The following is a 24007-nucleotide window of genomic DNA, read 5'->3' as shown; positions in this document are numbered from 1 at the left end:
TAGGTTATGGCCTTTGACCTAGCATCATTCACCATTCAATAGGCAGGAGACGGGGGAAAATCAAGTATGAAAAACGGGGCCACCGATTTCAACGAGCTCGACAAGATCGATCGCAAGATACTTCGGGTCCTGCAGCAGGATGGGCGAATAGCGAACCTGAAACTCGCCGAAGCCGTGCATTTGTCACCGACCGCGGTGCTGGAGCGCGTCAAGCGCCTGACCCGTGACGGCTACATCCTCGGCTACGAGGCGCGCCTGAACCCGCAGAAGCTCAGCGCCAGCATGATGGTTTTCGTGGAGGTGGTGCTGGATCGCACCACGCCCGACGTGATGAACGCCTTCAAGGCCGCCGTGCAGACCCGGCCGGAAATCCTGGAATGCCACCTGGTGGCCGGCGGTTTCGACTACCTGATCAAGACCCGCGTGGCCGACATGCAGGCCTACCGCGAGCTGATCGGCTCGGTGATCTGGTCGCTGCCCGGCGTGCGCGAGACCCACACCTACGCGGTGATGGAAGAGGTCAAGAACACCGCGATGCTTCCGATTTAGCCCCGCTCCCAGGTGCGACCCTTCGAGTGATGCCGCGGATCCGGCTCTGCCGGTCCGCCAGCATCGCCCCCTGGGGGGCGGCCGCAGGCCGTAGGGGGGGGCTATCTCCTCCCGAAGAGGGCGGTGCCGATGCGCACCACGGTGGCGCCTTCGAGGATCGCGGCTTCGAGATCGGCACTCATGCCCATCGACAGGGTGTCGAGCACCAGGCCTTCCTGGTTCAGCGACTCCATCAGTTCACGCAGCGCGCGGTGCGGGCGGCGCCGGGCGTCGAGGTCGCCGGCGGGCTCCGGGATGGCCATCAGGCCGCGCAGCTTCACATGGGGCAGGCCGGCCACCTGGCGGGCCACGTCGGGCACCTCGGCGGGGGCGAGGCCGCTCTTGCTGTCTTCGCCGCTGATGTTGACCTGCAGGCACAGTTGCAGCGGCGGCAGGTGGGCGGGGCGCTGGGCCGACAGGCGCTCGGCGATCTTCAGCCGGTCGACCGAGTGCACCCAGTCGAAGTGCTCGGCGACCACGCGCGTCTTGTTGCTTTGCAGCGGGCCGATCAAATGCCATTCGAGCTGCGCGCGCAGGTCGGCCAGCGCCTGCATCTTGTCGACCGCCTCCTGCACGTAGTTCTCGCCGTAGCGGTGCAGCCCGGCGTGCACCGCCTCGCGCACGCTGTCGGCGGGAAACGTCTTGCTCACGGCGAGCAGCGTGACGCTTTGCACGTCGCGTTGCGCCTCGGCACAGGCCCCGGCGATGCGCTGCCGCACTTGTTGTATGTTCTCTGCAATCGTCGCCATAATGGCGCGAGCTTACTGCCTCCCAGGCCCTTCCTACACGGCGGCGCACGCCGGCAAAAAAAGCACCCATGGACATCACCCAGCTGTTGGCCTTCTCGGTCAAGAACAAGGCCTCCGACCTGCACTTGTCCGCCGGCTTGCCACCGATGATCCGCGTGCACGGCGATGTGCGCCGCATCAATGTCGACCCGCTCGAGCACAAGCAGGTGCACGACATGGTGTACGACATCATGAACGACGCCCAGCGCAAGGCGTACGAGGAAACGCTGGAGTGCGACTTCTCGTTCGAGATCCAGGGCCTGGCGCGCTTCCGCGTCAACGCGTTCAACCAGAACCGCGGTGCCGGCGCCGTGTTCCGGACCATTCCGTCGAAGATCCTGACGCTGGAGCAGCTCAACACGCCCAAGGTGTTCGCCGAGCTGGCGCTGAAGCCGCGCGGCCTGGTGCTGGTCACCGGCCCGACCGGCTCGGGCAAGTCGACCACGCTGGCGGCGATGGTCAACCACCTCAACGAGAACGAATACGGCCACGTGCTGACGGTCGAGGACCCGATCGAATTCGTGCACGAGTCGAAGAAGTGCCTGGTCAACCAGCGCGAGGTCGGGCCCCACACGCTCAGCTTCAGCAACGCGCTGCGTTCGGCGCTGCGCGAAGACCCCGACGCCATCCTCGTCGGCGAGATGCGCGACCTCGAAACCATCCGCCTGGCGCTCACCGCGGCCGAAACCGGCCACCTGGTGTTCGGTACGCTGCACACCTCGAGCGCGGCCAAGACCATCGACCGCGTGGTCGACGTGTTCCCGGCCGCCGAAAAGGACATGGTGCGCGCGATGCTGTCCGAATCGATCGTCGCGGTGATCTCGCAGACGCTGTGCAAGCTGAAGGACGGCTCCGGCCGCGTCGCGGCGCATGAAATCATGCTGGGCAACGCGGCCATCCGCAACCTGATCCGCGAGAACAAGATCGCCCAGATGTACTCGTCGATCCAGACCGGCAACAGCATGGGCATGCAGACCCTGGACCAGAACCTCACCGACCTGGTGCGGCGCAACGTGATTTCCCCGGCGGAAGCGCGCGCCAAGGCCAAGTTCCCCGAGAACTTCCCCGGCTGAACGTCACGCCGCCGCCGACGAGTTCGCTCACCCCATGAAGAAACTCATCGAGAAACTCAAAGGCGGCGCACCCTCTTCCGGCGCGAGTCCCGACCTCTCACCCGACGACTCCGGCTTCTTCTCCACCATGTTCCAGGAACGTTCCGACGACCCCCAGGACATCGCGAGCTGGAAGACCCGTGCGAAGGAGGTCGAGGCGCAACCGTACGACCGCCAGCGCGGCGCCGACCGCTTTGCCGAGCTGTGGGGCGTCGACCGCTATGTCGCGGCGCTCAGCAAGGACGAGCTCGACCGCATGAGCCGGTACCTCGACTTCGTGCAGGTGCCGGCCGACAAGGAAGTGATCGGTCAGGACGAGCAGGGTGACTACATGCTGATCGTGCTCGACGGCACGCTGGCGGTCGACCGCGTGCAACCCTGGGGCGGCCGTGCCCGCCTGGCAGAAGCACGCGCCGGCGACATGCTCGGCGAAATGTCGCTGCTCGACGCCGGCTCGCGTTTTTCGGCCTGCACCACGCTGACGCCCTGCGTGCTCGCGGTGGTCGATGCACAGGGCCTGGACCAGATGATCATGCAGGAGCCCCGCCTCGGGCTGGCCCTGCTGGCGTCGCTCGCGCGGCGCCTGTCGCTGCGCTTGCGGCAGGTGAGCGCCCGGCTGAGTGCGCTGCTGTCGCGCGGCTGACGCCCCCCTTTTTTTCGCCGCCATCGATCGGACCGACGCATGGAAAGAGACCAGGCCTCCAAATTCATCAACGACCTGCTGCGCCTGATGATTGCGCGCAACGGCTCCGACTTGTTCCTCACGGCCGACTTTCCGCCGGCCATCAAGGTCGACGGCAAGGTCACCAAGGTGTCGCCGCAGCCGCTGACCGGCCAGCACACGCTGGCGCTCGCGCGTTCGATCATGAACGACAAGCAGGCGGCCGAATTCGAGCGCACCAAGGAATGCAACTTCGCGGTGGCACCGCAGGGGGTGGGGCGCTTCCGGGTCAACGCCTTCGTGCAGCAGGGCAGCGTCGGCCTCGTGATGCGGGTGATTCCGCAGACGCTGCCGACCATCGACTCGATGGGTCTGCCGCAGGTTCTCAAGGAAATCACGATGACCAAGCGCGGGCTGGTCATCATGGTGGGTGCCACCGGCTCGGGCAAGTCGACCACGCTGGCAGCCATGGTCGACTACCGCAACGAGAACTCCCACGGCCACATCATCACGATCGAAGACCCGGTGGAGTTCGTGCACCCGCACAAGAACTGCATCGTCACGCAACGCGAAGTGGGGCTCGACACCGACGGCTGGGAGCAGGCGCTGAAGAACACGCTGCGCCAAGCGCCCGACGTGATCCTGATGGGCGAGATCCGCGACCGCGAAACCATGGAACACGCGGTCGCCTTCGCCGAGACCGGCCACCTGTGCATGGCCACGCTGCACGCCAACAGCGCCAACCAGGCGCTCGACCGCATCATCAACTTCTTCCCCGAAGAACGCCGTGCGCAGCTGCTGATGGACTTGTCGCTGAACCTGAAGTCGATGGTCTCGCAGCGCCTGCTGCCGCGCCAGGAAGGCAAGGGCCGCGCCGCTGCGGTCGAGATCATGCTGAACACGCCGCTGATCTCCGAGCTGATCTTCAAGGGCGAGGTCGCCGAGATCAAGGAAATCATGAAGAAGAGCCGCGAGCTCGGCATGCAGACCTTCGACCAGTCGCTGTTCGACCTGTACGAAGGCAACGTCGTGACCTACGAAGACGCGCTGCGCAATGCCGACTCGGTCAACGACCTGCGCCTGCAGATCAAGCTCAACAGCAACCGCGCCCGCAGCAGCGATCTGGCGGCCGGCACCGAGCACCTGACGATCGTCTGATCGTCGCCGCTTTCCGGCCCCAAGCTTGTGATGCAGGCTTGGGGCCTCGTCGTTTGAGGAGCATCGAATGAGCCACAGGACCTACGACCCGATCACCCCGCACGCCGTCGCCTTCATCGGCCTGGGCGTGATGGGGCATGCGATGGCCGGCCACCTGGCGCGCGCGGGCCACCGCGTGACGGTCTACAACCGCACGGCCTCGAAAGCCGAGGCGTGGGTGCAGGCGTACCGCGGCACGGCGGCCGCCACGCCGGCCGAGGCCGCGCATGGCGCCGACATCGTGTTCGCCTGCGTCGGCAACGACGACGACCTGCGCAGCGTGACGCTCGGCGAGGGCGGCGCCTTCGCCAGCATGAAGTCCGGCGCGATCTTCGTCGACCACACCACGGCCTCGGCCAACGTCGCGCGCGAGCTGAACGCGCTGGCCACCGAACGCGGCTTCGCATTCATCGACGCCCCGGTGTCGGGCGGCAACGTCGGCGCCATCAACGGTGCGCTGACGGTGATGTGCGGTGGCGATGCCGCAGCCTTCGAGAAGATGAAACCGGTGGCGATGGCGTTTTCCAAGGCCGTCACGCGCCTCGGCGACAGCGGCGCCGGGCAGCTCGCGAAGATGGTCAACCAGATCTGCATCGCCGGGCTGGTGCAGGGCCTCGCCGAAGCCATCGCGTTCGGCCAGAAGGCCGGGCTCGACATGGAGGCCGTGCTCGCGGTGATCGGCAAGGGCGCCGCGCAGAGCTGGCAGATGGACAACCGCGGCCCGACGATGCTGCAGGACAAGTTCGATTTCGGCTTCGCGGTCGACTGGATGCGCAAGGACCTCGGCCTGTGCCTCGACGAGGCCCGCCGCAACGGCGCGCAGCTGCCGGTCACCGCACTGGTCGACCAGTTCTATGCCGACGTGCAGGCGATGGACGGCGGCCGCTGGGACACGTCGAGCCTGCTGCGCCGGCTGACATAGCGGCAGCAACGGCCAGAAAAAAGGCTCCCGCAAGGGAGCCTTTTTCGTTCGAGGGGAGCGCTACTGCGGTGCCGGCGCCGGCGCGGTGCTGCCGCTGGCGGGCTGCTGCTTGGGCTGCAGGCGAGCGAGCTCTTCCTCGGTGACGATCTCGAACACCCGCACCACCTTCTGCACGCCGCTGACGCTGCGCGCCAGGTCGGAGCCGCGGTTCGCCTCGCGCTCGGTGACGATGCCCATCAGGTAGACGATGCCGCGCTCGGTGACCACCTTGAACGCGTTGGCCTGGATGTCGCGCGCATCGACGAAGGTCGCCTTGATCTTGCCGGCGAGGATCACGTCGTTCGAACGCGAGCCGAGTGAGCTCTTGTTCATCACGGCCACCTCGTTGACGATGGACTTGACGTTCTCGATGCGCGAGACGGCCAGCTCGATCGCCTGCTTGTCCTGCTCGCTCGGCACCTCGCCGGTCAGCAGCACCATGCGGTTGAAGCTGGTCGCGCTGACGTGGCCGCGGTCGCCGATGGTGTCCTTGATGCGGTTCAGTGCCTTCAGTTCGATCGACTGGTCCTCGACCTGGGTGCCGGACGTGCGGCGGTCCAGCGCCATCATCACACCGCCGACCATCGCGCCGCCGACGATCAGCGGGGCGCAGCCTGCGAAGCTGGCGGCGAACATGACGGCCGCGAGCGCCGCGGCCACCGGGCGTGCGGCGTTGCGGGCAAGAAGGGAAGTGCGGTACTGCAGGGTCATGCGTGGTCCTGTTCTCCGAGCAATTGGGTGTCGATCGCGTCGCACATGCAGTGCAACGAGAGGATGTGAACTTCCTGGATGCGGGCGGTGCGGTCGTGCGGCACGCAGATGTGCACGTCGGTTTCGGCGAGCAGCTCCTTGAGCTTGCCGCCGCCGCGGCCGGTCAGCGCAACCACGGTCATCTCGCGGTCGTGCGCGGCCTGCACGGCGGCGAGCACGTTGGCCGAGTTGCCGCTGGTCGACATCGCGACCAGCACGTCGCCGGGCTGGCCGAGCGCCTGCACCTGCTTCGAGAACACCTGCGAGAAGTCGTAGTCGTTGCCGACGGCCGTCAGGATGGACGTGTCGGTGGTCAGCGAGATGGCCGCGAGGCCCGGGCGTTCGCGCTCGAAGCGGCCGACGAATTCGGCCGCGAAATGCTGCGCGTCGCTGGCCGAGCCGCCGTTGCCGCAGGCGAGCACCTTGCCGCCGGCCGTCAGGCAGCCGACGATGGCCTGCACCGCGTCAGCGATAGGGCGTGCCAGCAGGTCGGCCGCCTGGTACTTCAGGTCCGCGCTTTCGAAAAACTGCTGTTGTATCCGTTGTTCCAGCATGGCTGGGCGTGATCCTTGGTCGGGCGGGAGGGCGCGCCGGCAGCGGGCGCGGCGCGGGAGGGATCATAAGTCACGGCCGTGTGACCCCCTGTTTCCAATTGGGTTCCGCGGCAGCGGCAACCGCATGCTACGCAGTGAACGCCGCCTTCAGCCACTGCAGCTGCGAGCCGTCGATGGCGATCACGTCGAAGCGGCACGGCGGGGGCGTGGGCGCACGCATCAGGAAGTGCTGCGCGGCACGCACGATGCGCCGTTGCTTGGTGACGGTGATGCTCGCTGCCGCGCCGCCGTGGGCCGCCGAGCGCCGCTGGCGCACTTCCACGAACACCAGCGTGCCGTCGCGCTCGCGCAGGATCAGGTCGACCTCGCCGGCGGGCCGGCCGGGGCCGCCGGCAACGCGATAATTGCGCTGCACCAGTGTCAAGCCCGCGCGCAGCAGATGTGCCAGTGCGCGCTCCTCCCCGTCATCACCCAGCGTCTTCGTCGTGACCATCGAGGCCTCGTTGTTGTTGCAGGCGGCCGCCCAGGCGGCCGGCGCGCAGCAGTATCCCGCAAGCGCGCTCTACATCGTCGCGACCCCGATCGGCAACCTCGCCGACATCACGCTGCGCGCGCTGCACGTGCTGGGGCTGGTCGATGCGGTGGCCTGCGAAGACACCCGCCACACCGCGGCATTGCTGCGCCACTACGGCATCGAGCGCCCGCTGCTGGCGGTGCACGAGCACAACGAACGTGAAGCCGCGCAGGGCGTGCTGGCGCGCCTGGCCGCTGGAGAGCGCGTGGCGTACGTCAGCGACGCCGGCACGCCGGCCGTGTCCGACCCCGGTGCCCGGCTGGTGGCGGTGGTGCGCGAGGCCGGCCGCACCGTCGTGCCGGTGCCCGGCGTCAGCAGCGCGACCGCGGCGCTCAGCGCGGCCGGCGACGTGCAGCCGGGCGGCTTTCGCTTTGTCGGCTTCCTGCCCAGCAAGGCGCGCGAACTCGAACAAGTGTTGCGCGAACTGTCGATGCGGCCGGAAGCGCAGGTGATCTTCGAGGCACCGCACCGCATCGAGGCGCTGGCCGCGGCGCTGGCCAGCGCGATGCCGCAGCGCCCGTTGACGGTGTGCCGCGAGCTGACCAAGCAGTTCGAGACCATCGCCGCCATGCCGGCCGGCGAGTGGCCGGCATGGCTGGCGGCCGACGCGCACCGGCGCAAGGGCGAGTTCGTGCTGGTACTGCACGCTCAGGCCGAGGCCACCGGCGACGCGCTCGCGCAGGCCGAGCCCGCGCTGCTGGCGCTGATGGAGGCGCTGCCGCTGAAGCAGGCCGTGGCGCTGGCCGCCCAGCTCACCGGGGCGCCGCGCAACGCGCTCTACGAGCGGGCGCTGGAACTCAAGCGCGGCTGACTACCGCTCCACCACCACCGGCACCAGCTTGAGCGCGTCGCGCACGCGCTCGGCGATGCCGAAGGCCTCGTCGCGCGTGGCATACGGCCCGGCCTGCAGCCGGAACAACGGCGCATCGTCGAACACCGCGAGCAGCGGCGAGAGCCAATCGGCCTCGCCGGCCACACGACGGCGGAAGCTGTCGGCCCCTTCGCGCTGCCGGAAGGCGCCGAGCTGGACCCAGAAGCCCGCCGCCGGCGCGATGGCAGGGGCCGACGCCGGTGTGGAATCGGCCGGCAGCGCGGCGGCCACGGCGGGTGCCGGCGCGGCGGCCGGAGGGGCTGGCGGCACTGAAACAGGCACGGGCGCCACCGGCGGCGGCTGCGCCACGCGAACCGGCTCCGGGGCGGGCGTCGGCGGCCGTCGCTCGCGCCAGGTGCCGGCGCGGATCTCTTCATGCGTGATGCGCTCGATCTCGACCTCGGCGCTGCCACGTCGCACGAAGCCCAGCTTCAGCGCCGCCGCGTAGCTCAGATCGATGATGCGGTTGCCGTGGAAGGGCCCGCGGTCGTTGATGCGCACGATCACCTCGCGGCCCGACGCGACGTGGCGCACCCGCACATAGCTCGGGATCGGCAGCGTCGGGTGTGCGGCCGTCATCTCGTACATGTCGTAGATCTCGCCGCTGGCGGTGCGCTTGCCGTGGAACTTGCGGCCGTACCACGACGCGATGCCGCGCTGCCGGAACGGGCGGTCTTCGGTGATGGGCACATAGCTGCGGCCCAGCACGGTGTAGGGCCGCAAGGTGCCGCGGCCGAACGGCTCGACGCGAGGCTCGGCGTCCGGGGCCGAGGCGGCGTCGGCCGGCGGGTTCTCGCCCGGGCCGTCGTCCTGGTAGTACCCGCCGCCACGCTTCGGCGCCGAGCCGCAGCCGGCCAGCACGGCGGCCGCACACAGGACGGCGACAAGCGCCGGAGCGCGCAAGAGAGAGGGCAGGCCAGACATGGCGCGAGGGTAAACGACAGCGCGGCCGCGGCTCAAGCGCGGCAAGTGCAAGCTGTGTGACCGGTCACACGCTTTGTCGCCCGCCGGGCCGGCGGGCGATCAATACCGCCGCCCTTTGACGATCTGCCCGCCCGACAGCTTCCATTCCTGCCCGCTGGCGGTCACGGCGCGGAAGCGGTCGGCCATCGACCCGCCGGCATAGCCGGTCTGTGCCGCGCCCATCCAGGCCCAGGCGCAGGCAGCGCCGGTGATCTCGCCGCGTGGCAGGCGGTCGAAGAAGTGCTTGCGGCGAATGAAGCCGCCGCCGAGCATGGCGTCGTTGATCGCGACGCCGGTGGTGTCCGAGTAGCCGAGCAGCGCCGCCTTCGGGAACAGCTCGCGCAGCACCTTCACGTCGGCGGCCTTGCGCAGCGCGCTGCAGCCGCCCCAGAAGACGGCGATCACGCTGTCGGGCAGCCGCAGGCCGCTGCCCTTGGCCAGCTCCCGGGTCTCGTCGCCGACCTGCAGCAGCACACGGTCCTTCTCGAACACGACGCCGGCGCGGTCGTCACCCCACAGCTGGCGGTCCTGGAAATGCCCGCTGAAATACACCAGCTGGGGCGACGCCTCGAAGAAGGCCGCCAAGTCGTCCATCGCCGGCGCAGGCGTCAGCAGCGCATGTTCCTTGCGCAGCCCGCGGGCCTCGCAACCCTTCTCGAAGGTGCGCGCATCCTTCGGGTTGCCGAAATCCAGTGTTGAATAGGCCTGCATCGTTCCCTCCTGTGCGGTTGCGGTGATCGGCGTCGATTGTTCCGAGAGGTCCTGCGAGCGACCCATCCCTAAGGCCGCGGGCACGCGTCCCGCAAACAGGGGACAACCCGGCCGCGTGTGCCGCGATGCGGTGCCGCAAGGGCGTCACGGCCGCTTTACAAGCGCTTTACATCGCCGACATACCGGGTTCGGACACGCTCCGGACAATCGTTCCCACACCCTCATCGTTCCGCTTCATCCATGCCGTTTCGTCTTTCCCGTCCCGTGCGTCTGGCGCTGCTGGCCCTGGCCGTGGCCGCCGCGGCGGTGGCCGGCTGGCGTTATGTCGCCGCCCGCTCGGCGCCGCCGCCCTACGTGACCGCCGAAGCCCGGCGTGCCGGCCTCGAAGACACGGTGCTGGCGACCGGCACGCTGATGGCGTTCAAGCAGGTCAGCGTCGGCTCGCAGGTGTCGGGGCAGTTGAAGTCCCTGAAAGTGGCGCTGGGCGACCGCGTCAAGAAAGGCCAGCTGGTGGCCGAGATCGACTCGATGACGCAGCGCAACGCGCGGCTCAACGCCGAAGCGGCGCTGGCCAACGTGCGCGCGCAGCTGCGATCGGCCGAGGCCGCCCTGGAGCAGCAACGCCTGACGCTCGCCCGCCAGCAGCAGATGCGTGCGGCCGACGCCAGCTCGCAGGCCGACCTGGAAGCGGCGCAAGCGGCCTTTCGCACGGGGCAGGCAAGCGTCGACGCGCTGAAGGCCCAGGTCGAGCAGGCCCGCGTGAGCCTCGAGACCGCCAAGGTCAACCTGGGCTACACGCAGATCACCTCGCCGATGGACGGGCAGGTGGTGGCCGTGGTGACTGAAGAGGGCACCACCGTGAACGCCAACCAGTCGACGCCGACCATCATCATCGTCGCGCAGACCGACACGATGACCGTCAAGGCTTCGATCTCGGAAGCCGACGTGACCAGCGTGCAGCCCGGCCAGCGGGTGTACTTCACGGTGCTCGGCGAGCCCGACAAGCGCTACGAGGCGACGCTGCGCACCATCGAGCCGGCCACCGACAGCATCGCGAGCAGCAGCAGTTCGGGCAACTCGGGCAGCTCCACGTCGAGCAGCACCACCAGCGCCACCGCCATCTACTACAACGGCCTGTTCGACGTGCCCAACCCCGACGGCAAGCTGCGCATCTCGATGACCGCCACCGTGCACATCGTGCGGGGCGCTGCCGACGACGCGCTGGTGATCCCGGCAGCGGCGCTGGGCCCCCGGCATCCCGACGGCAGCTACACCGTGAACGTGCTCGGCCCCGAGGGCCGCGCACAGCCGCGCAAGGTGCGCGTCGGGCTCAACAACAACGTGAACGCGCAGGTGCTGCAAGGCCTGCGTGAAGGCGACCAGGTCGTCACCGGCACGGCTGCGGCCGCGCCAGCCGCCGGCGAGCAGCGCATGCGCATGCCGCGGAGGCTGTGATGGACCGCAACGACCCCCGGCGCCTGGCGGCGGGCGACACCGCGCAGGCCGAGCCCTTGCTGCGGCTGCAGGGCATCTGGCGCGAGTTCCCCGCCGGCGAGGGCACCATTGCCGTCCTGAAAGACGTGCAGCTCGACATCCACGCCGGCGAGATGGTGGCCATCGTCGGGCAGTCGGGCTCGGGCAAGTCGACGCTGATGAACCTGCTCGGCTGCCTGGACCTGCCCACCCGCGGCAGCTACCGCATCGGCGGGCGCGAGGTGTCCACGCTGAGCGCCGACGAACTGGCCGCACTGCGGCGCGAGCACTTCGGCTTCATCTTCCAGCGCTATCACCTGCTGTCCGACCTGACCGCGCAGGGCAACGTGGAGGTGCCGGCGGTGTATGCCGGGGCCCCGCGCGCCGAGCGCCACGAACGCGCGCTGGCGCTGCTGCAGCGACTGGGGCTGGGCGAACGCACCCAGCACGTGCCGGGCAAGCTGTCGGGCGGGCAGCAGCAACGCGTGTCCATCGCACGTGCGTTGATGAACGGCGGCAGCGTGATCCTGGCCGACGAGCCCACCGGCGCGCTCGACACCCATGCGGGCGAAGAGGTGCTGAAGATCCTGGGCGAGCTGCACGCGCAGGGGCACACCGTCATCCTCGTCACGCACGACATGAACGTCGCGGCACATGCGCAGCGCATCGTCGAGATCCGCGACGGGGTGATCGTGTCCGATCAGCCCTCCGTGCCCGCGGGCACGGAGGGCGACGCCGGCGCAACACCGCCCGCAGCCGCCTCGGCGGCCCCGCGCCGCGCGAGTTCGTTCGCCGGCAGCCTGGGCAGCCAGCTCGACCGCCTGGCCGAAGCCTTCCGCATGGCGCTGACGGCCATGAACGCACACCGGCTGCGCACCTTCCTGACGATGCTGGGCATCGTCATCGGCATCGCGTCGGTGGTGTCGGTGGTGGCGCTGGGTGAAGGCTCGCGCCAGCAGGTGCTGCAGAACATCAGCGCCATCGGCACCAACACCATCGAAATCTATTCCGGCACCGGTTTCGGCGACACGCGCGCGTCGCGCATCCGCACGCTCAAGCCGTCCGACGCCGACGCGCTGGCCGAGCAGTCGTACGTGGACAGCGTGACGCCCAATGTGCAGACCTCGCTGACGGCACGCCACGCCAACATCGAAGCGTCGGTGTCTGTCAGCGGCGTCGGTGAAGGCTACTTCCGGGTGCGCGGCCTGAGCCTGGTGCAGGGCATGGCCTTCGACACCCAGGCGGTGCGGCAGTATGCGCAGGTGGCGGTGATCGACGACAACGCCCGGCGCACGCTGTTCCCCCGCACCGACCCGATCGGCCAGGTGCTGCTGCTGGGCGGCATGCCGGTGTACGTGGTGGGCGTGACGGGCAAGAACACCGGCTTCGGCCCCAGCAGCGAAAGCCTCAATGTCTATCTGCCCTACACCACCGCGATGTACCGGCTTCTGGGCCAGCCCTACCTGCGCAGCATCACCGTGCGCGTGGCCGACGAGGCCCCGATGGCGGCCGCCGAAGAGGGCATCAAGCAGCTCATGACGCGCCTGCACGGCCGCGAGGACTTCTATGTGCTCAACACCGACAGCATCCGCCAGACCATCGAGAACACCACGCGCACGATGACGCTGCTGATCTCGTCGATCGCGGTGATCTCGCTGCTGGTGGGCGGCATCGGCGTGATGAACATCATGCTGGTCAGCGTGACCGAGCGCACCCGCGAGATCGGCGTGCGCATGGCGGTGGGCGCGCGGCAGGCCGACATCCAGCAGCAGTTCCTGATCGAGGCGGTGCTGGTGTGCCTGTGCGGCGGGCTGCTCGGCATTTTGGGCGCACTCGCGTTCGGCGCGGTGTTCTCGCGCATGAGCAGCGACTTCACGCTGGCGTTCTCCGGCACGGCGATGCTCGCAGCCTTCGCGTGCTCGACGCTGATCGGCGTCGTGTTCGGTTTCCTTCCGGCGCGCAGTGCCGCGCGCCTCAACCCGGTGGACGCGCTGGCGCGCGACTGATCGACGATGGGCTCTTCCCCCCTACGCCTGGCCACGCTTGCGCTGGCCCTCGCCATGGCCGGCTGCAGCACCATGCGCACGCCCTACGCCACCCCGGCGGCCGACGTGCCCGCCGCCTGGTCAACGCCGGCGAGTTCGGCCGCCACGGCCGCGCCGCCCGACCGCTGGTGGACGGCCTTCGGCGACACCACGCTCGACACGCTGGTCGACACCGCCTTGGCCCGCAACAACGACCTGGCTGCGGCGGCGCTCGACGTGCGCCGCGCGCAACTGCAGGCCGGGCTGACGCAGCAGGGCCAGCGGCCGGCGCTGTCGGGCTCGGTGTCGGCCCAGCGGCAGCGTCAGCTCGACGGCAGCGGCGCCACCAGCCGCAGCCACGGCGCCAGCCTGGGCGTGAGCTACGAGGTCGACCTGTGGGGCCGCCTGGCGAGCCAGACCGACGCGGCGCAATGGGAAGCCGCCGCCACCGAGCAAGACCTGCAGACGGCGACGCTGAGCCTGGCGGCCACCGTGGCCAGGCTGTACTGGCAGCTGGGCTATTTGAACCAGCGCGTCGCCAGCGCCGAAGCCAGCGTGGCCTATGCCGAGCGCACGCAGGAACTGGTGGGCCAGCAATACCGCGCCGGCGCCGTTTCGTCGCTGGAAGTCAACGAGGCTGCGCAGGCCGTCGCCGCCCAGCGGGCCGCGTTGTCTTCGCTGCAGCAGCAACGCACCGAGACGCGCCATGCGCTGACCCTGCTGTTCGACACCGCGCCCGGCGGTGCCGTGCCGGCGCAATGGCTGCCGCAGGAGCCCCAGGCCATGCCCGGCTTCGCACTGCCCGAGGTGGCCGCCGGCCTGCCGGCCGAGCTGCTGGGCCGCCGCCCCGACCTGCGGGCCGCCGAAGCGCGGCTGCGTTCGCTGCTGGCCGATGCCGACGCCACCCGCGCCAGCTACTACCCCACGCTCAGCCTCACCGGCGGGTTGGGCAGCGCCAGCACCGCACTGGTCAGCCTGCTCTCCAACCCCTATGCGGTGCTGGGCGCGGGCATCACCTTGCCCTTCCTGCAGGTGCAGCAGCGCAAGCTCGACAACGAACTGGCGCGCACCAACTACGAGCAGGCCGTGATCACGTTCCGTCAGTCGCTGTACACCGCGCTCGGCGAGGTCGAGAACGCGCTGTCGGCCCGCACCGAACTGGCCCGCCAGGGCGAGCGGCTGGCGCAGGCGCTGCAGGCTGCGCGCGAAGTGGAGCGTCTGTACGAGGTGCGCTACCGCAACGGCGCGGTGCCGCTGAAAACCTGGCTCGACGCCCAGGAAAGCCGGCGCAACGCCGAGGACGCGCTGGCCGAAAACCGGCTGGAGCAGTTGAACAACCAGGCCGCGCTGTACCTGGCGCTGGGCGGCTCGGCCTGAGGGCGGGCTACTTCGGCCGCGGGCGCTGCAGCGCCCGGTCGGGCGCCGACAGCCGCCCCGCGCGCAGTTCGGCCACTGCGTTCGCGACCGCACGCGCCACGTTGCGCACTTCTTCCTGCACGTCGAGGTCGCGGTCGAGTTCCTCGTGGCTGGTCGCATACGGCCGGTAGTAGCCGATGTAGCGATCGAGCCGCGCGCTGGGGCCGGCATCGATCAGCCCCATCCAGTCGAGCCAGTCCGACAACGCGCGGCGCACGCCTTCGATGCCGGCCACGTCGCCATGCACGACCAGGCCATAGGCGCGCCCGGCCAGATGTTTCGGGTAGGGCCAGCCCTTCAGCTCCAGCGCCTTGGCGTCGGCGACCGTCTTGCCGTGCGTGGAGGTCGGGTCCGGGTTGCCGCCGTCGGCGCACACCATGCGGTCCATCATCAGCTTCAGCACGCTGGTGGCCTGGTACCAGTGCACCGGCGTGAAGAGGATGACCGCGTGCGCCAGTGTCCAGCGCTCGTAGATCTCGGCCATCCAGTCGTTCACCTGGCCCAGTTCGTGGTTGGGGTAGCACGAGCACGGCCAGTGGCACAGCGGCATGGCCGTCGACACGCAGCCCTTGCACGGGTGGATGCGGCGCTGGTAGTCGGACGTCAGCAGGCTCAGGTCGAGCAGGTCGGTTTCGAGGCCCGCTGCGTTCAAGGTCTGCTTGGCGATCCGGGTCAGCCGATGCGTCTTCGACTGCTCGCCCGGGCAGGTGCCGTCGTTGCGCGGCGACGCACACACCAGCAGCACGCGCGACGGTGTCGCCGGGTCTTGCCAGCGCGCCTGGGCCGCCAGCAACCGATCGCGTGTTTCGCGCCACTCGACCGACAGGTCGTAGCCGGGGTCTGCAAAGCCCGTGCCGGCCTTTTCGGTCAGCGGCGCCTTGCGCGCGTTGCGGTAGCCGTCCCATGCGATGTCTTCGACGATGCGTATCGCTTCGCGCGCCGGCGCGAACGCCGGGTCATAGAACACGCGGCGGAAGCGTTCACCGAATTGTTCGCGCGTGAGGCCCGGCGGGGCCTGGCCGGTGCGCACCTGGGTCATGGCGGGCTGTGGGGGCGTGTGGCGGTTCCGTGGCGCGGCAAGCGGCGTGCCGGGCGTCTCAAGGACGGGCCACATCGAGCGTGTGCGAGCCGCCACCAACCCGGCTGTGCAGGCAAGATCGCTAGGGCATGGACAAGGAGACCATGTAAAACGCGATGCCGAGCAAGAGAGCGATGTGGGCCGCCATGGAGGCGAGCAGAGCCGCTGCCGTCCTCCATTGCAGGATGCGCGTGTGCGGGCTTCGAACCACGTACATCCCCACCAGCACGTCGGGCACCAGCACGATCAGTGCAAGCGCTCGCCCCTCGATGGATGGGGTGTCGTCGAGGTTTCTCACTGCGGCGGGTATCGCTTCGAATGCGAGGTGCCACACGAAGAACAGAAGCAGCAGCCCATTGGTCAGCAGGGCGGCGTAGGTGAGCGGGCGGAGCGGATTGGCCGGCAATGTTCCTCCTGAGTGTTCAATGAAGTGGCACTACGTCGGGAAGAAGTTGCGACCGATGTACAGCCCCATCGCAATAACGGCCACTGCATAGGCCGCGACGGCGCAGACGATGAAAGCAGCTGTCCTCCATCTGAATACGCTGCGCTGCCAAGACATCAGCAGAAACGCAACGAGTACGGCATAGGGCAGCAATACAAAGAGAGAAAACGCTTTGCGACCGATGTGTCGGGCTGCGTGAAAGTCAACAAGCGTCTGCGGCACGGCTTCGAACGCAATGTGCCAGGCGAGAACAGCCAGCAGCGCGAGGTTCACTGCAAGGGCAACGTAAGCCGAAGTGGGTGTCAAACGAGCGTGACCATCCATCAGCAGGCAAATCAGGGTTCGAACCAGAGCTCATGCGCCGCGCTTGTTCACGGGCGTTCCCCGAAGACATACGGCGTGGGATGCAGGGTGAGCAACAGGCCCCGATCAACGGCAGAACTGCAAGGGCCCAGACAGCGTGGCACAGCCTACAGCGGTGCGCGGCGATGGGACACCCCCGAATGAGGGGCCGCCTGACGCCCTGAGCTGTCAGAACTTGCAGTCCGACCCCACCGCATCGGCGGCCAGAATGCCCCTTCCCCTATCTATAACCAACATCAGGAAGGAGAGGTGCAATGGCTTTGCTTGCATGGCCGCTGGAACGCAACGAGATCCGGCGTGGCGTTCAGAACAACGCATTCGGCATGGTGCGCAACGGCGGCACCAGGCCGCATCAGGGCTGGGACTTGTATGCAGCGCCGGGCACGCCCTGCTATGCGATTGCGGACGGCAAGATCGAACTGATAGAGACCGGAAGTGCGCTCGGCAACATGGTGCTGCTGGGTTTCGACCGAGGCGGACAGAGGCTCTACGCCGCCTATTGCCATCTGAGCTTCGTCTTGGCGCGTGACGGCGAGCCTGTTCGCCGCGGCGATATGCTGGGCTATACGGGCAACACAGGGAATGCCGCCAGCATGACCGGCGACGATCAGCACCTTCACTTCGAGGTTCGTACTGCCAAGAAGCCGGGCCATGGCCTAGGCGGGCGCATTGATCCTGCCGATCTGTATGGGCGCGCACCCGTAGGTTGGACCTTCTTCGAAGGACATGGGCAGAAAATCGTCACGGCCGGCGCACGGGGGTTGAAGGTCCCGGGCATCAACATCAGAGAGAGCCTGCAATGAAGCGAGGGGCACTGTCATTCATAGGGGCCATCGCCTGTGTGGCGGTGCAGGCCGATGCTTCGACGCTGCCAGTAGAGCAAGAGGCGCGCTCTCTCATCGGTGTCGAGTTCACGGCAAGGGTGATGGGGGCCGCTATCGCTCCGCACCTGACCTGTACCAACGAAGGCGGCGGCGGCATTGAGATCAAAGGCGTGTCACCCGAAGGATGGAGCTACGGCCGTGCGGTTTGCCAAGGCCGCTCTGTCGCTGTATTGAAGCGCGCCGTGGGACAAGAAGGCCAGCACATCAAATGGCGCATTGTTGATGCGGTGCTGCTGCCGCGCTTTGAGTTGGACCCCGATCCCAAGCGCCCGAATGCACCCCGCTTGCTCTCGGCAGGCGAGTGCGAGCTGGACGGCCGCACGGACACCTCCTTCATCGCCCTGGTGCGTTGGGGCAAGCATGAACGCGTCGACTGGCGCACGGGTGTGGAGCAGGCGTGGGGATACGACCCGCAGCAGGAGCGGATCGTCTCGTTGTCGACCAAGCGCATCGTGTGCTGGCGGCCTGAGCCGGCTTGACCAAGGACGGCGTAAGCCTTTGCGGACACCGGCGGGATGACCGGCGCAGAATCGATGAGAACGTAAAGGGCTGCGTCTTTCCGTTTCACGCTGGGTGTCGTAGATGATCAACACGGCAGGCGTGCGGGGGCTCAAGGTGCCAGGCATCAACGTGCGAGAGAGTCTGCAATGAAGCGTTTTGCTTTATCGGTCGTGTTGACCGTCGCTTTCGTCGCGGCACAAGCCGATGCGTCATCGCTGCCTGTGGCGCAAGAGGCGCAGGCCTTGATAGGCATCGAGTTCACCGCGAAGGCGATGGGAAACCCGATTGACCCAGGGTTGAGCTGCACGAGCAAAGGCGGCAGCACCATCGAAATCAACGGCGTCACCGTCGAAGGCTGGGGCTACGGCCGAGCCGTCTGCCAGGGGCGCACGGTCGCCATGTTGAAACGCATCGTGGGGCAAGAAGGCGCAGATATTCGATGGCGTGTCGTCGACGCAGTGTTGTTGCCGCGCTTCGCGTGGGGCTTCGATCCAAAGCGGCCCCATGCGCCGAGACTGTTCAAGGTCGGCGATTGCGAACTGGACGGTCGTACCGACATCTTCTTCATTGCACTCGTGCGTTGGGACAAGCGCGACCGCATCGACTGGCGCACGGGCGTGGAAAAGGCGTGGGGATTCGATCCGCAAAAGGAGCGGATTATTTCGCTGTCGCCCAAGCGCATCGTGTGCCATCGGCCAGAGCCGGCTTGACGGACGACGGTGTGAGCTGACTCTTGCGATAAAGCAGATCCGCATGCCGCGCCAGCTTGTTGCCGTTCTAGGGGGCAGTACCAGCCGCAGCCGTTGCTGACGGGAAGACGTGGAGCAGGGGGGAGCGGCCCTGCGGCCCCGTACGCTAGAGTGCCTGCCCATGCCTGCTTCACAAGGCCTGGATCACATCTACCTGCGCGTGGACGACCTCGACGCGCAGCTGCGGTTCTTTCACCAGCAGCTGGGCCTGCCGCTGTCTTGGCCCGCACGCGACGAAGCGTTTGCCCGGTACGCCTGGGTGAATGCCGGCAACGTTCAGCTGGAGCTTTGGCAGGCCCGCTCGAACGACGACCTTGCGCCGACGACGGTGCTGCCTTGTGTGGCCGGCCTGGCGCTTTGGCCCCACGACGTGCAGGCCAGCCGGGAACAACTGGTGGCGGCAGGCGTGGCCTGCAAGGAGCCGAGAGCCTGGCGCACCCCCGGGGCCGACGGCGCTGAGGCCCTCAATTTCACCAACTGCCTCATTGCCGACGCGTCCGGCCCGGCATGCCAGGTGTTCTTCTGCGAATGGGGCCCCCACGCGCCGATCGTTCCCTGGCCGAAGGGGCAGCCCACCGCTGAACGGCGGCAGCATATGGCAGCTGCGCTGGCACAGTGCGGTGGCGGGGCCGTCGGCCTCGTGGGGCTGCGCGCGGTGCACCTCGAATCGCCGGACCCCGATCGCAGTGCCCGGGTGTGGCACACCATCACGGGCGCGGCCGAAAGCGCCGCACCCGGGGTGGCATTGCGCATCACGCGCGGCCCTGAGCTGCGCGTTGCCGCGCTCGTCTTCGGTGTCCGCGACCTGGCCCGAGCGGGCGCCGCACTGGCCCGCCTGGGGGTAGGCACCGAGCACGACCCAGGCACCCTCTGGATCAACGCAAACACCCCCCGCGGGCTGCGCCTGGGCCTGATCAGCGCCTGACGAAACCGCTGGCTGCTGCTGCCTGCGGCACACGGCCGCCGCTATCGCCAGCAGCGGCCACCGTGGCAGAATCCGCGCCCCCCGCACCCGCCACGGCCAAGACCCCATGACCGCCATCGCCATCGCGCAGTCCACCCCCACGGCGGCGGCCATCGCCGCCATCGTGTCCCGGCACTATGCCTTCGGCGCGGCTCGCGACAGCGAGCTGCTGCGCCGCAGCTTCAACCAGGTGTATGGCTTGCAGTTCGCAGACGGTCGGCGCGCCGTGGCGCGGCTGAGTTCCGAGCGCCCGCGCGGCGAGCCGAATGTGGCCTACGAGGCCGCGCTGCTGCGGCACCTGCAGCAGCACGGCGTGCCCGTGTCGGCTTGCCTGCCCGCGGCCGATGGCGCCGACGTCATCGCGGTCGACCTGGCCTGAGGGCGCCCGCACGCTCATGCTGTTCGAGCACCTGGAAGGCGAAGAGACCGGCGACGCCGCCGAGGACGTGGAAGCTTTCGGGGCCGGGCTGGCTGCGTGCACCATGCCGCCAGCAGCTTTGCCGGGCCGCCCAGCCGCTACACGCTGAACCTGGACTACCTGATCAGCCAACCGCTGGCGCGCGTGCTCCAGGCACCCACCATGACCGACGAACTGCGCCCCCAGTTCGAAGACATCGCGCAGCGGCTGCGCCTGCGCATCGAGGCCATGAAAGGGCTGACGCACGTCGTCTGCCATGGCGACGCGCACGGCAGCAACAACTTCATCACCGGGGCCGCGCAAGGCGGCAAGGTGGCTGCCTTCTTCGACTTCGACGAATGCGGCCCAGGCTACCTGGCCTATGAACTGGCGGTGTACCCCTGGTCGCTGCACCCGCGCCACGTGGACGGCCAGATGAGCGACAAGGCGTTGGCACGCTGGGCGCGCTTTCTGGCGGCGTACTGCGCCGTGCGTGCCGTGGGCGAGCCAGACATCCAGGCCGTGCCCGCCTTCATGGCCGCGCGGCAGATCTGGCTGATGGAGGAATACGCGGGCCGCGTGCCGGTGTGGGGGTCGCAGGCCGTGCCCACGGCCTCGTTGCGCCGGCAGGTGACGATGCTCACGGCGTGGGAGTCGATGGCGTTGCCTGGAGGCATGCGAAACGCAGCGGCACCAGAGGCGTTCGCCATTCGCGAATAGCGAACATGGCCGCCACTGGGCCGCTGACCCCATGGCGCGCCGGTGCCGGTGAAGGCGGCAGCGCGCCGTTGGCGGCAGGCGGGCGTAGGATCCGGGCCACCTTTTCATGACACGCGTTCGGCGTCGACCACCACTGCAAGGAGGCCTCCATGACCAAATACCTGATCTCGTTCCCCAGTTCCGCGATGCTCGTCCCTGAAGAAGACTTTCAGGCGGTGTCCGACGAAGCGCGCGCTGTGGTGGCTGAGGCCCAGGCTGCCGGCGTGTATGTGTTCGCGGGTGGCATCAACGAGGGCGTCGCGCCTGTCCGGGTCTCGGCCGACGGCTCGCTCGTCGAGGGTACCTACCCCGAGACGCGCAAGATCGAGGGCGGCTACATGATCCTGGAACTGCCCTCGCGGGAGGCGGCGCAGGCATGGGCCGCGAAGATCGCGGTGGCGTGTCGATGCGATCAGGAACTTCGCGAGTTCATGTATGACCCGCTGTCGTGATGCTGGAAATGCCGAGAGTGCGTGCGGGACTCAGCGTTCGAGGGAGTAAAGCGCGGACGCTGCGAGACAGCTGGAGTACAAGGGCAGGTGGCGCGCACGATGGACCGTTCGAGTTAAGGGTTGTGCGACACCTGCCCTTGCGCCGAAGGTCGAGTTGCCTCGTTGCAGCCGGGCAGGTGTTGCATAAGCCTCTAGGGAGGAAACCGCGGCGAACGCCACGGTGGTTCGTCAGGCGCTGCGGCTATGGCGATTCGGCTGCGATGGCGCCCTGACAGGGCTGCCGGTGACGCGGCGTCGGCACGGTGCGAACGATGGCCGGCGATTGGACGGACGCAGCCGAGTCGTGGCGCTGCGTTGACGCAAGGTGTCGCGCGGCCATTTTCGGGTCGTAGGCAAGGCGATCCACCGGACGCCCGACCCGACGTCGCAATGGCGATCGGCAATGGAGCGTCATTCGCATGGCGGTGGTGCTCGGATCGAGCAATCACGCGGCAGGATCTGAAGCACCACCATGGCGTGGCCGCAGTGCGTGCAGACGAAGGTCGGCGCCGGCATGAGCGTCGATGCGTCGGCGGGCGCGTCGAGCGCCTGTGGCTCGACGCCCAGCAGCGCACGCGCCAGCGCCAGGTTGTTTTTACGGCCGCCGTTGGCCAGAAGCCCGTAGTGCCGGATCCGATGGAAGCCAGCCGGGAGCACATGCAGCAGAAACCGGCGCATGAACTCCGCTGGGGCCAGCGTCATCGCCTTGTTGCGCGTTCGGCCCCGGCCACCCTTGTTCGCGCGGTAGTCCTTCCAGCGGAAGGTGACGCCGCGCTCGTCCATCGCGATCAGCCGGCTGTTGGAGATCGCCACGCGGTGCGTGTAGCGCGACAGGTAGGCCAGTACGGCCTGCGGCCCGGCGAACGGCCGTTTGGCGTAGACAACCCACTGGCAGCGGCGCAGCGTCTCCAGCCAGTCTTGGAACGCCTCCGCGTCGGCTAGGCGCACGAGCTCGCCGAAGAACTTCAGCGCGCCGGTGTCGTGCAGCCGCTGCAGTTCCTCGATGAAACGCCGCCGGAACAAACGCGAGAGCACCCGCACCGGCAGGAAGAATCCTGACCGGCAGGCCACCCAGGTCTTGCCGTCGGGCGCGATCCCGCCGCCGGGCACGATGCCGTGCACGTGCGGATGGTGGGTCATGGCCGATCCCCAGGTGTGCAGCACGAGCGTGGCGCCGATACGCGCGCCCAGGTGCTTCGGGTCGGCGGCGATGGTCTGCAGCACTTCGGCGGTCACGTCGAACAGCAGCCCGTACACCGCGGTCTTATTCTGGTAGGCGACGTCCGCCACCGATGCAGGCAGCGTGAACACGACGTGGTAGTACTCGACCGGCAGCAGATCGACCTGGCGTGCATCGAGCCAGCGCTGGGCCGCGCTGCTCTGGCACTTCGGGCAGTGCCGGTTGCGGCAGGAGTTGTACGAGATCTGTTCACTGCCGCAGCCGCCGCAGCGCAAGACATGTCCGCCCAGCGCCGCGCTGCGGCACTGAGTGATGGCCGACATGACCTTCAGTTGCGCGAGGCTCAGGTGACCGCGCTGGGCCTCACGCCAACCGGGGCCGTAGATGCGGAAGATGTCGGCGACCTCCAGGGCGGGTCGCCCCATGGGCGCCACCTACTGTGTGGGCAGCACCTCCAGCGGACTGACCACCTCGCGCAGGACTTCGGTGGCCACATGGGCGTAGACGGTCGTGGTCTCGAGCTTCTTGTGGCCAAGCATGACCTGGATGACACGGATGTCGACCTTCTGCTCCAGCAGATGTGTGGCGAAGGCGTGCCGCAGCGAGTGCATCGTCACGCGCTTGTCGATGTGGGCGGCCTCGGCGGCGTCATGGATTGCGCGGTTGAGCTGCCGCGGCGTCAGCGGCTCGACGGGGTTCAGGCCCGGGAACAGCCAGCCACCGGGCAGCATCTTGCCTTGGGCATGGGCGACGCGCCACCAGGTGCGCAGCCGCTGCAGCAGCAGCGGCGAGAGCATGGCGTAGCGATCCTTGCGTCCCTTGGCCTGCTCGATGCGCAACGTCATGCGCTGGCTGTCGATGTCACCGACCTTGAGCGCAACGACCTCGCTGACGCGCAGTCCGGCGCCGTAGGCCAGCGCCAGGGCGGTCTGGTGCTTGAGGTTGGGGGCCGCGGCGATCAGCCTGGCAACCTCGTGGCGGCTGAGCACCACGGGCAGCCGTTGCGGCAGCCGTACCGACTTCATCCCCACCATGAGATTGGGCTGGCGTACCGTAACGTCGAAGAAGAACTTCAGCGCGGTCAGCGTGGCGTTGAGCGTGAACGGCGAGGTGCCGCTGTCGACCAGGTGCAGTTGGAAGGCGCGCAAGTCCTCCACCGTGGCCGTGTCAGGAGAGCGCTTCAGGAACGCCGCGAGCCTGCATACGGCGCGGACATACGCCTGCTGTGTCTTCGGATCGAGCTTGCGCATGCGCATGTCGTCGAGCATGCGTTGCCGCAGCGGCGTCACCGCCGCAGAGGTGGTCGTGTCCATGGTTGCTGCTCCATTGATGAACGAGGCGGATTGCCTCGATCGTCAACATCGCAGAACCGCGCTGCGAACCACCTCGACCCCACCCGGAGCGCCTACCGCGCGAGCGGTTTAGTTGTGAACTGTCAAGAGGTTGTATCGAGGCCCGGGTAGGCGAGAGGCAGGAGGGACGCGGCCGATGCCGTGATGCGGGCGGTGCCAGTTGTAGTGGTGCTGCCAGCTCAGCAAGGCGTGTTGGCGCTG

General features: G+C 68.2%; 28 protein-coding genes. 16 read left to right on the top strand and 12 right to left on the bottom strand.

Annotated features, from left to right (window positions below; all coding sequences use genetic code 11):
* Nucleotides 1–66 precede the first annotated feature (66 nt).
* The gene (locus tag M8A51_RS19740) at nt 67–549 is read left to right on the top strand and encodes an Lrp/AsnC ligand binding domain-containing protein (RefSeq protein ID WP_251780250.1); all 483 of its coding nucleotides are present in this window, start codon (nt 67–69) and stop codon (nt 547–549) included.
* Between the two features lie 101 nt (nt 550–650).
* Here M8A51_RS19740 and M8A51_RS19735 read toward each other — a convergent pair whose 3' ends face one another.
* On the bottom strand, nt 651–1337 hold the full coding sequence (locus M8A51_RS19735) for a YggS family pyridoxal phosphate-dependent enzyme (protein WP_251780249.1): 687 nt from the start codon (nt 1335–1337) through the stop codon (nt 651–653).
* A gap of 68 nt (nt 1338–1405) precedes the next feature.
* On the opposite strand from M8A51_RS19735, the gene M8A51_RS19730 reads away from it, so the two are divergent.
* The 4 genes from M8A51_RS19730 to M8A51_RS19715 all read left to right on the top strand — a co-directional run bounded on the left by M8A51_RS19730 (nt 1406) and on the right by M8A51_RS19715 (nt 5268).
* Entirely contained in the window at nt 1406–2449 is a 1044-nt protein-coding gene (locus tag M8A51_RS19730) for a type IV pilus twitching motility protein PilT (RefSeq protein ID WP_251780248.1), read from the top strand.
* A gap of 34 nt (nt 2450–2483) precedes the next feature.
* Complete coding sequence (locus M8A51_RS19725; protein ID WP_251780247.1) at nt 2484–3131, top strand: cyclic nucleotide-binding domain-containing protein; 648 nt, start codon at nt 2484–2486, stop codon at nt 3129–3131.
* A gap of 39 nt (nt 3132–3170) precedes the next feature.
* A complete protein-coding gene (locus M8A51_RS19720) occupies nt 3171–4307 on the top strand; it encodes a PilT/PilU family type 4a pilus ATPase (protein ID WP_251780246.1) in 1137 nt (378 codons plus the stop codon).
* Between the two features lie 67 nt (nt 4308–4374).
* Entirely contained in the window at nt 4375–5268 is an 894-nt protein-coding gene (locus tag M8A51_RS19715) for an NAD(P)-dependent oxidoreductase (RefSeq protein WP_251780245.1), read from the top strand.
* A gap of 60 nt (nt 5269–5328) precedes the next feature.
* Here the strand turns inward: M8A51_RS19715 and M8A51_RS19710 are convergent, their stop codons facing one another.
* The 3 genes from M8A51_RS19710 to M8A51_RS19700 form a co-directional block, all read right to left on the bottom strand.
* Nucleotides 5329–6018, bottom strand: coding sequence for a BON domain-containing protein (locus tag M8A51_RS19710; protein ID WP_251780244.1), 690 nt, complete (start codon nt 6016–6018; stop codon nt 5329–5331).
* On the bottom strand, nt 6015–6611 hold the full coding sequence (locus M8A51_RS19705) for a phosphoheptose isomerase (protein ID WP_251780243.1): 597 nt from the start codon (nt 6609–6611) through the stop codon (nt 6015–6017). Before M8A51_RS19705 ends, M8A51_RS19710 begins: the two co-directional genes overlap by 4 nt.
* A gap of 127 nt (nt 6612–6738) precedes the next feature.
* Nucleotides 6739–7104 (bottom strand): YraN family protein, encoded by a 366-nt coding sequence (locus M8A51_RS19700; protein WP_251780242.1) that lies wholly within the window; start codon nt 7102–7104, stop codon nt 6739–6741.
* On the opposite strand from M8A51_RS19700, the gene rsmI reads away from it, so the two are divergent.
* Complete coding sequence (gene rsmI, locus M8A51_RS19695; protein WP_251780241.1) at nt 7097–7996, top strand: 16S rRNA (cytidine(1402)-2'-O)-methyltransferase; 900 nt, start codon at nt 7097–7099, stop codon at nt 7994–7996. The genes M8A51_RS19700 and rsmI overlap by 8 nt on opposite strands.
* On the opposite strand, the gene M8A51_RS19690 is transcribed toward rsmI, so the two are convergent.
* Nucleotides 7997–8980 carry a septal ring lytic transglycosylase RlpA family protein gene (locus M8A51_RS19690; protein WP_251780240.1) on the bottom strand — a complete coding sequence of 328 codons (984 nt, stop codon included), beginning with the start codon at nt 8978–8980 and terminating at the stop codon, nt 7997–7999. It lies immediately after the preceding gene.
* Between the two features lie 99 nt (nt 8981–9079).
* The gene (locus M8A51_RS19685; protein ID WP_251780239.1) at nt 9080–9730 is read right to left on the bottom strand and encodes a DOMON domain-containing protein; all 651 of its coding nucleotides are present in this window, start codon (nt 9728–9730) and stop codon (nt 9080–9082) included.
* A gap of 240 nt (nt 9731–9970) precedes the next feature.
* On the opposite strand from M8A51_RS19685, the gene M8A51_RS19680 reads away from it, so the two are divergent.
* The 3 genes from M8A51_RS19680 to M8A51_RS19670 are packed head-to-tail and all read left to right on the top strand — an operon-like array spanning nt 9971 to nt 14604.
* Nucleotides 9971–11185 (top strand): efflux RND transporter periplasmic adaptor subunit, encoded by a 1215-nt coding sequence (locus M8A51_RS19680; RefSeq protein ID WP_251780238.1) that lies wholly within the window; start codon nt 9971–9973, stop codon nt 11183–11185.
* Complete coding sequence (locus M8A51_RS19675; RefSeq protein WP_251780237.1) at nt 11185–13209, top strand: MacB family efflux pump subunit; 2025 nt, start codon at nt 11185–11187, stop codon at nt 13207–13209. The genes M8A51_RS19680 and M8A51_RS19675 overlap by 1 nt, the downstream gene beginning before the upstream one ends.
* Before the next feature lie 6 nt (nt 13210–13215).
* Nucleotides 13216–14604, top strand: coding sequence for an efflux transporter outer membrane subunit (locus M8A51_RS19670; protein ID WP_251780236.1), 1389 nt, complete (start codon nt 13216–13218; stop codon nt 14602–14604).
* Nucleotides 14605–14611: 7 nt separating this feature from the next.
* Here the strand turns inward: M8A51_RS19670 and M8A51_RS19665 are convergent, their stop codons facing one another.
* The 3 genes from M8A51_RS19665 to M8A51_RS19655 form a co-directional block, all read right to left on the bottom strand.
* Nucleotides 14612–15682, bottom strand: coding sequence for a flavodoxin family protein (locus M8A51_RS19665; RefSeq protein WP_251780235.1), 1071 nt, complete (start codon nt 15680–15682; stop codon nt 14612–14614).
* 121 nt (nt 15683–15803) lie between these two features.
* A complete protein-coding gene (locus M8A51_RS19660) occupies nt 15804–16127 on the bottom strand; it encodes a hypothetical protein (protein ID WP_251780234.1) in 324 nt (107 codons plus the stop codon).
* 30 nt (nt 16128–16157) lie between these two features.
* Entirely contained in the window at nt 16158–16439 is a 282-nt protein-coding gene (locus M8A51_RS19655; protein ID WP_251780233.1) for a hypothetical protein, read from the bottom strand.
* Nucleotides 16440–16783: 344 nt separating this feature from the next.
* Here M8A51_RS19655 and M8A51_RS19650 point away from each other — a divergent pair, with 344 nt between their 5' ends.
* From M8A51_RS19650 to M8A51_RS19620, 7 genes are all read left to right on the top strand, one after another.
* Nucleotides 16784–17332 (top strand): M23 family metallopeptidase, encoded by a 549-nt coding sequence (locus tag M8A51_RS19650; RefSeq protein ID WP_251780232.1) that lies wholly within the window; start codon nt 16784–16786, stop codon nt 17330–17332.
* On the top strand, nt 17329–17892 hold the full coding sequence (locus M8A51_RS19645; RefSeq protein WP_251780231.1) for a hypothetical protein: 564 nt from the start codon (nt 17329–17331) through the stop codon (nt 17890–17892). Before M8A51_RS19650 ends, M8A51_RS19645 begins: the two co-directional genes overlap by 4 nt.
* 168 nt (nt 17893–18060) lie before the next feature.
* Nucleotides 18061–18624: a hypothetical protein gene (locus M8A51_RS19640; protein ID WP_251780230.1), complete on the top strand. Its 564-nt coding sequence runs from the start codon at nt 18061–18063 to the stop codon at nt 18622–18624.
* Between the two features lie 160 nt (nt 18625–18784).
* The gene (locus M8A51_RS19635; RefSeq protein ID WP_259372090.1) at nt 18785–19588 is read left to right on the top strand and encodes a VOC family protein; all 804 of its coding nucleotides are present in this window, start codon (nt 18785–18787) and stop codon (nt 19586–19588) included.
* 106 nt (nt 19589–19694) lie between these two features.
* The gene (locus tag M8A51_RS19630) at nt 19695–20006 is read left to right on the top strand and encodes an aminoglycoside phosphotransferase/kinase family protein (RefSeq protein ID WP_251780228.1); all 312 of its coding nucleotides are present in this window, start codon (nt 19695–19697) and stop codon (nt 20004–20006) included.
* A 96-nt stretch (nt 20007–20102) separates the two neighbouring features.
* On the top strand, nt 20103–20744 hold the full coding sequence (locus M8A51_RS19625) for a phosphotransferase enzyme family protein (protein ID WP_251780227.1): 642 nt from the start codon (nt 20103–20105) through the stop codon (nt 20742–20744).
* Between the two features lie 149 nt (nt 20745–20893).
* Nucleotides 20894–21235, top strand: a complete 342-nt coding sequence (locus tag M8A51_RS19620; RefSeq protein WP_251780226.1) for a YciI family protein — start codon at nt 20894–20896, stop codon at nt 21233–21235.
* A 450-nt stretch (nt 21236–21685) separates the two neighbouring features.
* Here the strand turns inward: M8A51_RS19620 and M8A51_RS19615 are convergent, their stop codons facing one another.
* The 3 genes from M8A51_RS19615 to M8A51_RS19605 form a co-directional block, all read right to left on the bottom strand.
* Nucleotides 21686–22879 carry an IS91 family transposase gene (locus tag M8A51_RS19615; protein WP_251780225.1) on the bottom strand — a complete coding sequence of 398 codons (1194 nt, stop codon included), beginning with the start codon at nt 22877–22879 and terminating at the stop codon, nt 21686–21688.
* A 9-nt stretch (nt 22880–22888) separates the two neighbouring features.
* On the bottom strand, nt 22889–23767 hold the full coding sequence (locus tag M8A51_RS19610) for a tyrosine-type recombinase/integrase (RefSeq protein WP_251780224.1): 879 nt from the start codon (nt 23765–23767) through the stop codon (nt 22889–22891).
* Nucleotides 23768–23875: 108 nt separating this feature from the next.
* Nucleotides 23876–24007: integrase core domain-containing protein (locus tag M8A51_RS19605; protein WP_407062255.1), on the bottom strand; the 132-nt coding region annotated here is incomplete at its 5' end.

The organism is Caldimonas mangrovi (assembly GCF_023721835.1).
Classification (GTDB): Bacteria; Pseudomonadota; Gammaproteobacteria; order Burkholderiales; family Burkholderiaceae_C; genus Caldimonas; species Caldimonas mangrovi.
This window is presented reverse-complemented; position numbering and strand designations above follow the sequence as displayed.

What these genes read in the sequence shown, in the direction of transcription:
- M8A51_RS19700 (WP_251780242.1), bottom strand. Translation starts at nt 7,104, where the DNA reads ATGGTCACGACGAAGACGCTGGGTGATGACGGGGAGGAGCGCGCACTG.
- M8A51_RS19645 (WP_251780231.1), top strand. Translation starts at nt 17,329, where the DNA reads ATGAAGCGAGGGGCACTGTCATTCATAGGGGCCATCGCCTGTGTGGCG.
- M8A51_RS19710 (WP_251780244.1), bottom strand. Translation starts at nt 6,018, where the DNA reads ATGACCCTGCAGTACCGCACTTCCCTTCTTGCCCGCAACGCCGCACGC.
- M8A51_RS19740 (WP_251780250.1), top strand. Translation starts at nt 67, where the DNA reads ATGAAAAACGGGGCCACCGATTTCAACGAGCTCGACAAGATCGATCGC.
- M8A51_RS19720 (WP_251780246.1), top strand. Translation starts at nt 3,171, where the DNA reads ATGGAAAGAGACCAGGCCTCCAAATTCATCAACGACCTGCTGCGCCTG.
- M8A51_RS19685 (WP_251780239.1), bottom strand. Translation starts at nt 9,730, where the DNA reads ATGCAGGCCTATTCAACACTGGATTTCGGCAACCCGAAGGATGCGCGC.
- M8A51_RS19735 (WP_251780249.1), bottom strand. Translation starts at nt 1,337, where the DNA reads ATGGCGACGATTGCAGAGAACATACAACAAGTGCGGCAGCGCATCGCC.
- M8A51_RS19615 (WP_251780225.1), bottom strand. Translation starts at nt 22,879, where the DNA reads ATGGGGCGACCCGCCCTGGAGGTCGCCGACATCTTCCGCATCTACGGC.
- M8A51_RS19640 (WP_251780230.1), top strand. Translation starts at nt 18,061, where the DNA reads ATGAAGCGTTTTGCTTTATCGGTCGTGTTGACCGTCGCTTTCGTCGCG.
- M8A51_RS19620 (WP_251780226.1), top strand. Translation starts at nt 20,894, where the DNA reads ATGACCAAATACCTGATCTCGTTCCCCAGTTCCGCGATGCTCGTCCCT.
- M8A51_RS19690 (WP_251780240.1), bottom strand. Translation starts at nt 8,980, where the DNA reads ATGTCTGGCCTGCCCTCTCTCTTGCGCGCTCCGGCGCTTGTCGCCGTC.
- M8A51_RS19715 (WP_251780245.1), top strand. Translation starts at nt 4,375, where the DNA reads ATGAGCCACAGGACCTACGACCCGATCACCCCGCACGCCGTCGCCTTC.
- M8A51_RS19610 (WP_251780224.1), bottom strand. Translation starts at nt 23,767, where the DNA reads ATGGACACGACCACCTCTGCGGCGGTGACGCCGCTGCGGCAACGCATG.
- M8A51_RS19665 (WP_251780235.1), bottom strand. Translation starts at nt 15,682, where the DNA reads ATGACCCAGGTGCGCACCGGCCAGGCCCCGCCGGGCCTCACGCGCGAA.
- M8A51_RS19650 (WP_251780232.1), top strand. Translation starts at nt 16,784, where the DNA reads ATGGCTTTGCTTGCATGGCCGCTGGAACGCAACGAGATCCGGCGTGGC.
- M8A51_RS19630 (WP_251780228.1), top strand. Translation starts at nt 19,695, where the DNA reads ATGACCGCCATCGCCATCGCGCAGTCCACCCCCACGGCGGCGGCCATC.
- M8A51_RS19725 (WP_251780247.1), top strand. Translation starts at nt 2,484, where the DNA reads ATGAAGAAACTCATCGAGAAACTCAAAGGCGGCGCACCCTCTTCCGGC.
- M8A51_RS19730 (WP_251780248.1), top strand. Translation starts at nt 1,406, where the DNA reads ATGGACATCACCCAGCTGTTGGCCTTCTCGGTCAAGAACAAGGCCTCC.
- M8A51_RS19670 (WP_251780236.1), top strand. Translation starts at nt 13,216, where the DNA reads ATGGGCTCTTCCCCCCTACGCCTGGCCACGCTTGCGCTGGCCCTCGCC.
- M8A51_RS19680 (WP_251780238.1), top strand. Translation starts at nt 9,971, where the DNA reads ATGCCGTTTCGTCTTTCCCGTCCCGTGCGTCTGGCGCTGCTGGCCCTG.
- M8A51_RS19635 (WP_259372090.1), top strand. Translation starts at nt 18,785, where the DNA reads ATGCCTGCTTCACAAGGCCTGGATCACATCTACCTGCGCGTGGACGAC.
- M8A51_RS19705 (WP_251780243.1), bottom strand. Translation starts at nt 6,611, where the DNA reads ATGCTGGAACAACGGATACAACAGCAGTTTTTCGAAAGCGCGGACCTG.
- M8A51_RS19675 (WP_251780237.1), top strand. Translation starts at nt 11,185, where the DNA reads ATGGACCGCAACGACCCCCGGCGCCTGGCGGCGGGCGACACCGCGCAG.